General features: G+C 47.9%; 11 protein-coding genes. 5 read left to right on the forward strand and 6 right to left on the reverse strand.

Annotated features, from left to right (window positions below; genetic code table 11):
* Positions 1 to 426 precede the first annotated feature (426 nt).
* The gene (locus OSC7112_RS27925; protein WP_015179036.1) at positions 427 to 1,758 is read right to left on the reverse strand and encodes a P-loop NTPase fold protein; all 1,332 of its coding nucleotides are present in this window, start codon (positions 1,756 to 1,758) and stop codon (positions 427 to 429) included.
* Positions 1,759 to 2,096: 338 nt separating this feature from the next.
* Here OSC7112_RS27925 and OSC7112_RS27930 point away from each other — a divergent pair, with 338 nt between their 5' ends.
* The 3 genes from OSC7112_RS27930 to ftsZ all read left to right on the forward strand — a co-directional run bounded on the left by OSC7112_RS27930 (position 2,097) and on the right by ftsZ (position 6,101).
* Positions 2,097 to 2,987 carry a cell division protein FtsQ/DivIB gene (locus OSC7112_RS27930; protein WP_015179037.1) on the forward strand — a complete coding sequence of 297 codons (891 nt, stop codon included), beginning with the start codon at positions 2,097 to 2,099 and terminating at the stop codon, positions 2,985 to 2,987.
* 522 nt (positions 2,988 to 3,509) lie between these two features.
* Positions 3,510 to 4,706 carry an RNA-guided endonuclease InsQ/TnpB family protein gene (locus OSC7112_RS27935; protein ID WP_015179038.1) on the forward strand — a complete coding sequence of 399 codons (1,197 nt, stop codon included), beginning with the start codon at positions 3,510 to 3,512 and terminating at the stop codon, positions 4,704 to 4,706.
* A gap of 120 nt (positions 4,707 to 4,826) precedes the next feature.
* Complete coding sequence (gene ftsZ, locus OSC7112_RS27940; protein ID WP_041622775.1) at positions 4,827 to 6,101, forward strand: cell division protein FtsZ; 1,275 nt, start codon at positions 4,827 to 4,829, stop codon at positions 6,099 to 6,101.
* A 139-nt stretch (positions 6,102 to 6,240) separates the two neighbouring features.
* On the opposite strand, the gene OSC7112_RS27945 is transcribed toward ftsZ, so the two are convergent.
* Positions 6,241 to 7,020, reverse strand: a complete 780-nt coding sequence (locus OSC7112_RS27945; protein WP_015179040.1) for an MBL fold metallo-hydrolase — start codon at positions 7,018 to 7,020, stop codon at positions 6,241 to 6,243.
* A 46-nt stretch (positions 7,021 to 7,066) separates the two neighbouring features.
* Here OSC7112_RS27945 and OSC7112_RS38705 point away from each other — a divergent pair, with 46 nt between their 5' ends.
* Complete coding sequence (locus OSC7112_RS38705; RefSeq protein ID WP_190274284.1) at positions 7,067 to 7,360, forward strand: hypothetical protein; 294 nt, start codon at positions 7,067 to 7,069, stop codon at positions 7,358 to 7,360.
* Positions 7,353 to 8,162 carry a bifunctional hydroxymethylpyrimidine kinase/phosphomethylpyrimidine kinase gene (thiD, locus tag OSC7112_RS27950; protein ID WP_015179041.1) on the forward strand — a complete coding sequence of 270 codons (810 nt, stop codon included), beginning with the start codon at positions 7,353 to 7,355 and terminating at the stop codon, positions 8,160 to 8,162. Before OSC7112_RS38705 ends, thiD begins: the two co-directional genes overlap by 8 nt.
* A gap of 192 nt (positions 8,163 to 8,354) precedes the next feature.
* Here thiD and dndE read toward each other — a convergent pair whose 3' ends face one another.
* The 4 genes from dndE to OSC7112_RS40275 form a co-directional block, all read right to left on the reverse strand.
* Positions 8,355 to 8,756 carry a DNA sulfur modification protein DndE gene (gene dndE / locus OSC7112_RS27955; RefSeq protein WP_015179042.1) on the reverse strand — a complete coding sequence of 134 codons (402 nt, stop codon included), beginning with the start codon at positions 8,754 to 8,756 and terminating at the stop codon, positions 8,355 to 8,357.
* Between the two features lie 266 nt (positions 8,757 to 9,022).
* The gene (dndD, locus tag OSC7112_RS27960; RefSeq protein WP_015179043.1) at positions 9,023 to 11,020 is read right to left on the reverse strand and encodes a DNA sulfur modification protein DndD; all 1,998 of its coding nucleotides are present in this window, start codon (positions 11,018 to 11,020) and stop codon (positions 9,023 to 9,025) included.
* A 605-nt stretch (positions 11,021 to 11,625) separates the two neighbouring features.
* Positions 11,626 to 12,078 (reverse strand): IS200/IS605 family transposase, encoded by a 453-nt coding sequence (gene tnpA / locus OSC7112_RS27965; RefSeq protein WP_015179044.1) that lies wholly within the window; start codon positions 12,076 to 12,078, stop codon positions 11,626 to 11,628.
* Between the two features lie 180 nt (positions 12,079 to 12,258).
* Positions 12,259 to 12,426, reverse strand: coding sequence for a hypothetical protein (locus OSC7112_RS40275; RefSeq protein ID WP_190274285.1), 168 nt, complete (start codon positions 12,424 to 12,426; stop codon positions 12,259 to 12,261).
* Positions 12,427 to 12,432 lie beyond the last annotated feature (6 nt).

Raw genomic sequence — 12,432 nt, forward strand, 5'->3', positions numbered from 1 at the left:
GGACTACAGATAGTAAATAGGCAACCGCTAAGTTTACGATCGTACCGACGACTAGCTATTAGTAAACAACTCCGATATATCTGTAGCAGGCATTTAACACAGCCGCCAAACAAAATGTCCTCCGGGATGGGATTAGTTGAAATTAAGAACAACAGGTAAAAACAGACGTAGGGGGTCTGACATTGCAGATATGAGAGTTGAGAGTGGGCAAAGTCCTTAGTGGCGGCCAAGTTTTACGCGGCAATAACATTCACCGCCTATAGCCAGCATTCAACAGAAATCAGCCAGTGGCAAAAACCGCTGACTGATTTCTGTATTGAATGGTAAGATTTCGGAGTTTTGAGCGATGAATTTTCAGTTAAATACTTTATAAGTCCCTCGTGGTTAAGGGTTCTTGGAGTCGCGAAGCTATCTCAAAAATCCCAACTATTTTGCTTCTGTGCGCTGCAGCCACTCCTTATATTTTCTGGTCTCTGCTAGGGCTGGATTAATCCCAAACCAACGACCTTCTTGATCGCGGTATTCAAAGACAAACATACTTCGCAACAAGATTTGAGACTCTTCTTCGCCGGTTACACTTTGTCGGTTGACGACTTGAAACAGCAATTCCCATTCCAGGTCATTGATGGCTCCCAAAAGGTCATCTCGATATTCTTGAATGACGCTTTCGAGGCATTCGCGAGAGAAGGGAGGGTCTTCGTGCTGCAAACAGCTATACAAAAGCATCAGTAGATTGCGAACGTGACCGCCACTAATCCGACAAAGCCGGTCTAAAGTTTCGGGAGAGTCAAACACCTGGGAAATCAAATCGATGCGTTGATGGGGAGCAACTGCGGGGAAAGCTCTAGCTAATACTAGCTGCCGCAGCAGTGCCATTCCTTCCATGTGGTCGTCGCCCGATCGCATTTGCACGGGTACCATCGGCATCACCTTGGGCTTGACTCCAAATCGACTGGCGAGGCGGCCGAAGTCGTTGGAAAAAATCAAAGTCAGGGGAATCGTGTAGACGACGTGGCAATTGAGTTTTTTCAACTGTTCGCCGCGGTCTAAAAACAAGTATTCTGGCTGGGTGCGTCCGCTGGGTTTGAGGGAGGCGTCGAGGCGATCGAGGTTGTCAACGATGACTGCGAGTCCTTTTTTTCCTTGCTGCTTGAGTTCGGCGTTAGCTTTGTTGAGGAGTTCTTCGTTGATGGACTGCAAGATGCTGTTGGTGCGGGGTTCGAGATATTGCCTGAGTTGCGATCGCAGTTTGGGAGAGTCTTTAGTTTTAGCCGTAACTTTAGCAATGCCTATAGATAACTCCGCTTCCGCTGACAAATCTATGGGAGTCTGCAAAAATTCTGCCACTTCTGCAAACAGATTGGTAAAATAGCTCGGTCTGAGTTTGATTTTAGTCGATTCCATAGTTTCGCTGACTTGGCGGGCAATGCTCAGCAAAATATCGCTGATGTCTACATCTCCCATGTCTAAGTCTTGGGAAGACTCAAAGTAGACGACGCAAAAACCCTCTTGCTCTAACTCAGCTTTCAGTCGAAACAATTCGGTAGATTTGCCACACCCGATATGTCCTGTAAATAGCTGACAGGTTGGCTGGTCAGGCGAGATGCGAGTAATGGTTCGCTGTAAAGATTCAATGATTTTGCCGCCACGCACGGAACCAAAATCAATGTAGTATTGATAATCTCCTGGGTCTCCCGCAACAAGGGTCTTGCTGGGGTTGCAGGCTTTATAGAATCTGTCTAATTCGAGTGCGATCACAATGGAAGCCGAATAAAAGTTAAAAAAGTTAATCGAAAGTCTAAACTTTCTTTAGTTGAGTTTAGTTTGATTTGTAACCTTTTGCCCTGTGGGGTAATGCCCTAAATACCCAAAGAACCTTGATCTGGTAAGGGGTTTTCCCGGCGCTGGAATTTGGAATTTTTAATTAATAATTTTTTATTACTTAACGGCATCAGTGATATTACTGATATTGGCAGGCGGCTGGGTAAATTTGCGAGGATCTGGTTAAATGGTAGGGGAAAACAGGGTTCCAGAGAGAGAGATTAAACAGTTTTGAAGTTGTGCAAATCCTTAATTACTATATTCTCAAGACGTAGATGGCTAGTTTTGGAGCGGTTTCTCAAACAGAGTTAGGGCGCAGGCGCCAAAAGTTGCGCCAGCAGAGGCGCGCTCGATTGGCGGCTGTTGTGTGGCAAATGCTGGCAGCGAGTGCAATGGCTGGAGGTTTGCTGTGGTGGATTGCTCAGCCGGCTTGGTTGATTGCCCGATCGGAACAAGTGAAGGTGGAGGGCAATCAGTGGCTGTCGGATAAGGCGGTGCGGTCTTTGGTGCCGCTGTCTTACCCGCAGTCGCTGTGGGGGATTCAACCGCAGGCCCTGGCCGAAAAGCTGGAGTCAACGGGGCCGATCGCCAAAGCGAAGGTGACTCGTAACTTGTTTCCGCCGAGTTTGACTGTAGAAGTGGCAGAACGCCTGCCGGTGGCGGTGGCGCAGCCGACTGCGGTGTTGAGATCGAACAGTGACAAGGAAAAAGTGGGGTGGCTGGACGCTCGCGGAGGTTGGATGCCGTCGGATAGTTATACTGCTGTACGATCGCAGAATAGTTCGATCGGGCCCGGCAGCATTCCGGGAACGCAGCCTCAGCGTTCTTTGCCCACTTTAAAAGTCATCGGGCCTTTGGAACAGTATCGCGCCTATTGGCCGAAGTTTTACCAAGGACTCAGCGGCTTGACGGTGAAAGTATTTGAGATTAATTGGCAAGACCCGAACAATTTGATCTTGAAAACAGAGATCGGTACCGTACACTTAGGGCCTTACAGTTCCAAGACTGCGGAGCAACTTAAGGTTTTAGACCGAATGCGACAATTGCCAAAACAGCTAGATTCAAGCAAAATAGCCTACATTGACTTGAAAAATCCTGCTTCGCCGATGGTCCATTTGCCAGAACTGCCCCCCAGTTTGGAGAGTTCCACTCGCGCCCAGAATTGATCCTCTGCCAACAGAAGGTACAAGGGATCGATCGACAGGCAGAATTTTTGCGGGTCGGAATCGATAGGCAGGGCTGCAAATAAGGACACTTTTTTGATATCGAGTCGGGAAAAAAAATCTGATTTTTCTTTCTATCCCGATGCGGGAGGCTAGTATCAACTTTTTTTCCTTCTGACGCAGCGTACAAGCGCCCGGATTGGGGTCAATCGAGGTCTGAGCTTTGCAAAGCCTGCAAAATCCGAGATTGCTAACATTGAGCATCGATCGGTGTTAGTTTTTCGCGCAACATAGCCTATAGTTGATCGTGAATTGGCGTTTAGTTAACAATTTCGCGCCCTCGTCCCCCAAACTAATTTGGTACTCCCTATCGGTGGGGGGATATAAGGTAGTTATAAACGAAACGCCCTGCGATCGATATTTACTACAAGCAAGTGAGGGAATAAGGCGGTTAAATATATCACAATTTCTCCAGTATTCTAAGAAAATTGTAAATTCTGTTAGAATTCGATGGGAGGTTGCACAATGCTCTGTTTGACGTACACATACCGAATTTATCCAGATGCCAGTCAAGAAGCCAAAATGCTTGCTTGGATGGAGATTTGTCGCAAAGTTTATAATTACGCTTTGCGAGAGCGAAAAGACTCGATAGCATCGCGTAAGTGTGCGATCGACGCTTGCAGTATTGATTCTGAGTACATCATTCCATCTGACGCAGCCTATCCTGACTATTACAAACAACAGAAGGCCCTGACAAGAGCGAAAAAAGTAAATCCCGAACTCCAAGAGGTTCAATCGCAAGTTTTACAAGATGCCTTGAAGCGACTCGATCGGGCTTTCAAGTTTATGAAAGAACGTGGTTTTGGGTTTCCTAGATTCAAAAAGTTAGGTTCGTATCGGTCGTTTACTTTCCCTCAGTTCAAAGACTATCCATTGATAGGAGTACAAATAAAGCTGCCTAAGATTGGAGCAGTGCCAATTAATTTGCACCGCCCCATCCCAGATGGGTTTGTCATTAAACAGGTGAGGGTAATCAACAAAGCATCAGGATGGTACACTCAATTGATTTTGCAGTGTGATGTCTCTGTTCCCGATCTCATGCCTCAGGGTTTGTCTATTGGCATCGATCTGGGATTGGAGAAATTCTTGGCTGTATCTAACGGTAAGTTACTCTCAAGACCGCGTTTCTTTGTAGACTTGGAAAACAAGCTTAAATGGCTGCAACGCAAGCTGAGAAACAAAACTAAGGGTTCTGCTAACTACCGCAAGATCCAACACAAAGTCCGCCTTCTGCACGAGCGCATTCACGATCTCCGTAAAGAGTTTCATTTCAAAACAGCTCATGCTTTATGCGATTTGGGAGTTGGAATGATTTTTACTGAGGAGTTGAATCTCAAAATGATGAGTCGCGGGATGCTAGCAAAACACTGTCTTGATGCTAGTTGGGGCGGATTCCTCGATATCCTATCTTGGGTTTGCTGGAAACGTGGCGTGTACTTTGCTAAAGTTGACCCGAATGGCACTAGCCAAACTTGTCCTCAGTGTTCCACTCATACAGGAAAGAAAAAGCTGTCCGATCGCATTCGTGCTTGTCATGAGTGTGGATACACAACAGACCGCGATGTTGCTGCTGCAATGGTAGTAGAACAAAGGGGTCTTGCCGCTGCGGGACTCGCAGTCAAGTTGCCTGTGGAGGTATCGTTATCGGGGACTTCGGTCTAGATACGACCAATGAAGCAGGAATGCCCATCTGTGAATTTGGGAAGCCTACACGCTCATTTGGTACTCCAAATCGGTGTATGGAGGATGTCACCAAGCTGTAATCTACTACCCCCAACTGTAATGAAGCTTAATAATAGACACGGGTCTGACCAAGACAGTCCCCCTTCGGAAGAAGTAAAAAATTTTCCGGTGGCAGCAGATTCCGCCAATCCCTTTAGACGCAAGTCTGGTTATGTAAATGTAGATAGTATTGATATCGATCCTATGGTCAATCCCAAAGACATAATGCCCAGCAGTGCCGCCAAAATCAAAGTAATTGGCGTCGGCGGTGGTGGGGGCAACGCCGTTAACCGGATGATTGCTAGCGAGGTTTCTGGTGTCGAGTTTTGGTGCGTGAATACAGATTCCCAAGCTCTGGTTCTCTCAAATGCTCCGAAACGCTTGCAAGTCGGACAGAAGTTGACGCGCGGTTTGGGCGCGGGGGGCAATCCGGCGATCGGCCAAAAGGCTGCGGAGGAATCTCGCGACGAGGTGGCTAATGCTCTGAATCATGCGGATTTGGTGTTTATCACGGCCGGCATGGGCGGCGGTACGGGCACGGGCGCGGCTCCGATCGTGGCTGAGGTGGCTAAGGAAATGGGCGCTTTGACTGTGGGCATAGTGACGCGGCCTTTTACGTTTGAGGGACGGCGGCGCACCAGCCAAGCTGAGGAAGGGATTGCGGCTTTGCAAACTCGGGTGGATACGCTGATCGTAATTCCTAACGACAAGCTGCTGTCTGTGATTTCCGAACAAATGCCGGTACAAGAGGCTTTCCGAGTTGCTGACGATATCCTGCGCCAAGGGGTTCAGGGTATTTCTGACATTATTACTATTCCCGGTTTGGTGAACGTTGACTTTGCTGACGTGCGGGCAGTAATGGCGGATGCGGGTTCGGCTTTGATGGGCATCGGCGTGGGTTCTGGCAAGTCGCGGGCTAGGGAGGCTGCGATGCAGGCTATTTCTTCGCCTCTGCTGGAAGCTTCGTCTATTGAGGGCGCTAGAGGTGTGGTGTTTAACATCACTGGCGGTACTGACATGACGCTGCACGAGGTGAATGCGGCTGCTGAGACGATTTACGAGGTTGTCGATCCGAATGCCAATATTATTTTTGGAGCGGTGATTGACGAGCGGCTTCAGGGCGAAATTAAGATTACTGTGATCGCTACTGGTTTTTCGGGAGAAGTTCCGTCGCCTCCGACTCCGGGGCGGACGCAAAATGTTAATGCTCCTTGGCGGGCTGCAACTGTGCCGGTGACTCCTGCTCAACAGACGCCCGATCCGAAAGCGAAACCGCCGCAGGATTTGGGATTGGATATTCCTGAGTTTTTACGCAACCGTCGCCCGCCAAGATGATTTTAGATTTTAGATTTTAGATGGGGGATTTTGGGATTTGAGATTTTAGATTGGGGATTTGGCATTGCATCTCCAATCTCCCATCTAAAAAATCGAAAATATCGAGCATCTAAAATCTAAAATCGAAAAAATCTAAAATCTAAAATCTAAAATCTAAAATTTCCAGGGTTTGACCTGGTTCGGGTTCGAGGAGTTGGGTGGAGAGTCCCGATTTTGCTAGTAAATCGCGAAATTCGGGGATGCTGCCGACCGATCGCACTAACATTGGTAAAATGCCTGTGGTTCGGATGTCTCCCGCCGCTGTAGGCAGGAAAAACCGAGGTTTCAGTGTTTGGGCGAGACTGAGGGCTTCCGAAGGGCCGATGATGACTTGTCCGAGGAAGGGGAAAATTTGACCGATGACTGGGGCGATGGCTACGTCTACTGTGTCTATTTTCTGTTTGACTTTTTCTAATGGTGGCAGGTGCGGTTCGTAATAAAGTGTCTCGCCGCTGCTTAAATCTTTGAGCAAATAGCCGTTTTCTTCCTGTCCGGGCTGGATTTCGGCTCCGGGTACGGCGGTAATTTGTAACTTTTCTTGATAATTAAATTCTTGCCAATTTGCTAAAGATGTGATATTGGTGTAGCCTAAACGGCTGAGGACTTTGGCGGCGGTGGGTGAGGCGATCGCGGGAATTGTCCGATCGAGCTTTTCGAGTGTTGGTCTGTGACAGTGGTCGTCTAATCCTTGGGAAATCAGGATGAGGTCGATCGGCGGTAAGGTGCTGGGAGTGAAGGCGACGGGGGTGTTGTGGTAGGCGGTGAACAGCCAGGGTTGACCGTAAAATACGAGGGGATCGACTAGCCAGGGATCGACGAGGATGGTTTGGGCTGCGATGTGGAAGATCCAAGAGTTGAGGTCGATTCGGGTGATTTTCACAGTTGTTTGCAATAATTCTTTACATTTGTTTTAATCATAGCTAATTTTGTTTGGGCATTTTAACCCCTTGGGAAGCACAGGCGGGACGCCCGTGCCACAGGGAAGCACAGGCGGGACGCCCGTGCCACAGGGAAGCACAGGCGGGACGCCCGTGCCACAGGGAAGCACAGGCGGGACGCCCGTGCCACAGGGAAGCACAGGCGGGACGCCCGTGCCACGGAAGCACAGGCGGGACGCCCGTGCCACAGGGAAGCACAGGCGGGACGCCCGTGCCACAGATATGATTGGGATGTGTGTGGGGAAAGTTGGCGTTTATCGGCGGTTGAAAGAAGATGGTTAAATCGAGGATTCCTGTGGCTTTGACTGTGGCTGGATCTGACAGTGGCGGTGGGGCCGGGATTCAGGCGGATTTGCGGACTTTTGCGTTTCACTGCGTCCACGGTACGAGTGCTTTGACTTGCGTGACGGCTCAAAATACTTTGGGGGTGATGCGGGTGGATGCTTTGTCTGCGGAGGCTGTGGCGGCTCAAATTGAGGCGGTGGTTGGGGATATTGGGGTGGATGCTGTGAAGACTGGGATGCTGCTGAACCGGGAAATTATGGCGGCGGTGGCTTCACAGGTTGAGGCTTTGGGAATCGGGAATTTGGTTGTCGATCCGGTGATGGTTTCGCGATCGGGCGATCGATTGATTGACGAGGGGGCGATCGCATTTTTGCGGGATGTTTTGATTCCAATGGCTGCTGTCGTGACTCCGAATCGGTTTGAGGCTCAGATTTTAAGCGGTTTGCAGATTGTTTCTGTGGATGATATGCGATCGGCTGCAGAAAGAATTCACAGTTTGGGGGCTAAGGCTGTTTTGGTGAAAGGCGGCGGGATGGCGGGAGATTTGCGGGGGATTGATGTTTGGTTTGACGGTACGCGGTTGGATGTGTTGAAGACTGAAAATGTTGATACTGGGAATACTCACGGGACTGGTTGTACTTTGAGTGCTGCGATCGCCGCTAATTTAGCTTTGGGTAAAGATTTGTTTACAGCGGTGAGATTGGCTAAGGATTATGTGACTACTGCTCTCAAATATGCTTTGGATATTGGGGAAGGCCAAGGGCCAGTAGGTCATTTTTTCCCCCTTTTACTGAAGTAATAAGTTATTTGTTACTTCTTATTGGTTATTTGTTTGAGTCTGTAATAATATCAAATCCCTTAGCATGGAAATTATTCCTCTCTCTCTTCTCTTCCTCTGTGTTCTCTGCGTACTCTGCGGTTAAATCATTCCGATCCAACCGGAATTGATATAACCAATAACACGAGTGAAGCGCCAACAGTCAACAGTCAGTTAATTTCTTAATTTTTCAGGCGATAAAGCGATCGCCACCAAGTCTTCGATTTTCTTAATATTCGGATCGCCGGCCAAATAACCAATACCTCGGTGCAAGTGCAGGCGAAACTGTTTCGCTAGAGTTTCTTTTTCTGTGCCTAAATTGTCTTGGTGACACCGCTGCTTCAGGGCCATTATCAAGATATCGGCCATGTCGCCGCCGAAGACATCCCAGCTTAATTCGACGTTGCTGTCGCTGGGAATTGGTACTGGCGATGGGATGCTGGGCTCGGCGAGCGATCGGCAAAATCCCCACCTGCATAAAATATTCCACTGATCGATTTTGGTCGATCGTTTCAGTTTTGATAGTTGGTCTTTGCCTGTTTGGGAGAGGCGGATGCGATCGACTGGTGGTTCCATAGGTTTAAGATTTTTTGGTATATTGTAAAAAGTGTTAATGTTGGGGAAGCAAAGCCTCTAGATAACCCGAAATAATTAACATTTTTTTACACGGCGCGACTTGATTAAATCTGTTTTTTTTGGTATTGTATTTGTAGTAGGATTTATCCTTAATAATGGGATGGTGGCAAAAATAAAATTTTCGCAACCATCCCATTATGCTATATATACTACCGCAACTCCCCAGCAAAGTCAAGGGGGTTGCGGCTATTTTTTAGCGCGAATTTTTATTCCCAGAAGTAACCTTTTTCGACGGTGGTTTGGTGTTTGGCGGAGTCGTATTTGAGGAGGTAGCTGTGGGCGATCGCCTCTAATTCTTGGAGTTTTTCGTATTCTACTTTTCTAATTTCCGTGTCGGTAGAAAGCAGGATGACTTGGTGGCTGGCCGAGGGGAAATAGCGTTCGACTAGGTTGTTTCTGTGGGAGGAGTCGAGGCGGCCCAAGGGAGTGTCGATCGCCACTGGCAATTGTCTCCCGGATACTCTAGCCAATCCCCACAAAAAGGCGATCGCCAGCAATTGTTTTTCCCCGGCTGAAAGTCGGTGTTTGGGTACTGGTTTGCCTTCTGGATCGTAAATCGAGAGGCTAAATGTTTGAGTGTCGATCGCAACTCTGTGCACGAGGTCGGTTTTGTGCAACAGGTAGCGGAAACAGTCGGTAATTTCTATTTCGAGTTTGTTGAGTTTTTTGAGGGTGAGTTTTTCTTTAAAGAGTTTCAGGGTGGCTTGGGCTTTGGCGATCGAAGCGATGACGTGTTGGCTGTTTCTGATGGTGAGGTATTCGCTGCTGTAGTTTTCTAGTTCTTTTTGGTTTTTGGCTAATTCTCTCTCTAATTCATCGACGCGGCGGTTGGCTGATTCGCAGGCTGCGGCTGCAATAGCGACTGCTTTTTGGGCTTTCCTGACCTCTTCTTCTAGCTTTTCGTAGGCTTCGGGGGAAGCGGCGGCTGCGAGTTGTCTGTCTGTGAAGTCGATTTCTGCTTCGATGCTTTTGATTTCTTCTATTTGGTCGCGGGCTAGGATTTGCTGGGCTTTGATTTGGTAGCTAAGGAGATTTTCTAGTTGCTGGATGCTGTTGTTGTCGGCGTTCATCCAGGGCGGGGCGTCTGTTCCCGCTTGCTGTTCGAGTTCTTGGTTTTCTTGGCGGATGAAGTCTTGAATTTTATCTAGCTGTTGCGGGTTTAAAGAGATTTCGGCGATATAGTTGAGAAGGCGATCGCTTCTTTGTTTGATAACATTTTTGGCAATCTTTGCTTGCTGCTGGCTGGCTTCTGTTTCTGCTTGAGTTTTTGCTTCACTTAGCAAGGGCGAAATAAGGGCTAGCGGTAGCGTATTTGATGCCAATTCCATCATGGCTTGACGGGTTTTTTCTGCCTGATTTCTGTAGTCGTTTAGCTGTCTGTCTAGCTGACTGCGATCGGCGGCAATTTTCCCGCCTTCAGAAATAAACTTTTCTGATGCTTGTTTCTGATTTTTTTGAGCTTTATCAAATTCGTTTTTAAAGCTGGCTTGTTCTTGCTTAGCTGAGTCTATTTTATCAGTAATTTCCTTAAAAGTTTGTTCGATTTTCTCTAAAGCAGCCAAGTCTTTTTTGCCAGCAATTTCTTTCCGCTTGCGGCCGGCTAAAATTTCTAAATCGACGGCGAGGCGTTCTGCTAATTCTAAACCTAAAAGAGATTTAATCGCCCCGACGACAAACTCTGGCGGTGTTTCGAGTTCGGCAAGTTCTTTTACTTGTTCGCCGTCAAACAGAAATAGGTTGGATATTCCAACTGGCAAAAGGGTTTCGATGTATTCGTCCCAAGTGTTAGTAATTGCTTTGTCCGACCACCAATCGCTGACAATCTCGCTGTATATGAGAATGCTTAAGGTGTCTTTGATATCTAATTTTTTCCAGTATCTAACTATTTTAAATTGAGCTAATTTGTCATCTTGGACTTGTTCAAATGTTAGTTCGACGCGGGTATCTTCTAATGGGGGGGTGTGGCGGTTGACGCATTGATTGAGAAAGTCGCTGTAGCTTAAATTGCCTCTGGTAGAACATTGGGCGCGGCCACCGTAGAGGGCGAGGCGAATGCCGTCCATGAGGGTGGTTTTGCCGCCGCCATTCATGCCGCCAAATAAAATGACTGGGCAGGGATTTCCGTCTTTTTCGGGGCGGAGATTGATGGTTTGGGTGCCTGCATAGGGGCCGAAGTTTTTGAGGACGAGTTCGAGGAATTGCATTGTAGATGTTGTTGAGATGGGATGAAAGTTGGTGGGTGCGATCGGTGTGTCTGACAGTCTGGGGTCGATCTGTGAGTCCCCTAGTACGACAGGGATTGAAATCCCTGTCTCATAGCTGAAGTCCTCTGAAAGAGGACTGAAGTTTGTGACTGTTGAATCGGGGTTTTTAGTCTGTCTGTGATTCCCCCATTACGACAGGGATTGAAATCCCTGTCTCATAGCTGAAGTCCTCTTGAAGAGGACTGAAATTTGTGACTGTTGAATCGGGGTTTTTAGTCGGTTTTAACCGACTTTTGCTTTCTCGACGGGGATTTCAATCCCCGGTGGATCTTGGGGTAAGGGCGATCGACCAATCGAGTCGATCGGGGTCGATCTGTGAGTCCCCTAGTACGACAGGGATTGAAATCCCTGTCTCATAGCGAAAGTCCTCTTGAAGAGGACTGAAGTCGGCGATCGTTTGATTTGGCTTTTCAGTCGGTTAAAACCGACTTTCGCTATTAGACGGGGATTTCAATCCCCGGCGGACTTGTGGGTAAGCCCGATCGCCCCCAAAGTCTGAATAGCTGGAGATGCCGCGAGTCGGAGAGTCTGCCAATGTTTTTCAATTAATTCTCTGCCGAATTCGGGTGCCACCGAGTAGGTGGATTGTCTCGATCCGTGATTTGTTCTAAATGCGAATTTGTGGTTTTTTGCAAGTGATGTTCTTTTTGATTTATCACATAAGCGACTGCTGAGTCTAGTTGTTTTTGTCCTAAAGAAAATACTCCGTATCCTTCTTGCCACGAAAATTTATTGGGATTTTGCAAAGTTTGATTGAGATAACGGCTGCTGCTACCTTTAATATTTTTAACGAATTCAGCGATCGATTGTGTCGGAGGAATGGAAACTATTAAGTGGATGTGATTTTCTGTGCCGCCGATCGCATGAAGGATGCAATTGAGGGTGTCTGCTTTGCCGGTGATATAAGAGTAAAGTTCGGTTTCTTTTGCGGGAGATATGAGAGGCTGTCGCTCTTTTGTTGCCCAAACTAAATGATAGTACAGCAGCCACATTGCCATAAAAATTTTTCCTCCTAATTTTTTAGGTTAATTTATCATTTTGCGACCAACTCCGAGAGTGCGATCGGGGTCGATCGGGGAGTCCCGTAGTCCGACAGTCCGACAGGGATTGAAATCCCTGTCTCATAGCTGAAGTCCTCTTAAAGAGGACTGAAGTCTGCCATTGTTTGATTTTGCCCTTCAGTCGGTTTTAACCGACTTTCGCTTTCTCGACGGGGATTTCAATCCCCGGCGGATCTTCGGGTTAGCCCGATCGCCCCAAAGCCCGATCGCCCCAAAGCCCGATCGCCCCAAAGCCCGATCGCCCCAAAGCCCGATCGCCCCAAAGTGCGATCGCCCGATCGACATTATTGA

Origin of the sequence: Oscillatoria nigro-viridis PCC 7112, assembly GCF_000317475.1 — a bacterium.
GTDB classification, from domain to species: Bacteria; Cyanobacteriota; Cyanobacteriia; order Cyanobacteriales; family Microcoleaceae; genus Microcoleus; species Microcoleus nigroviridis.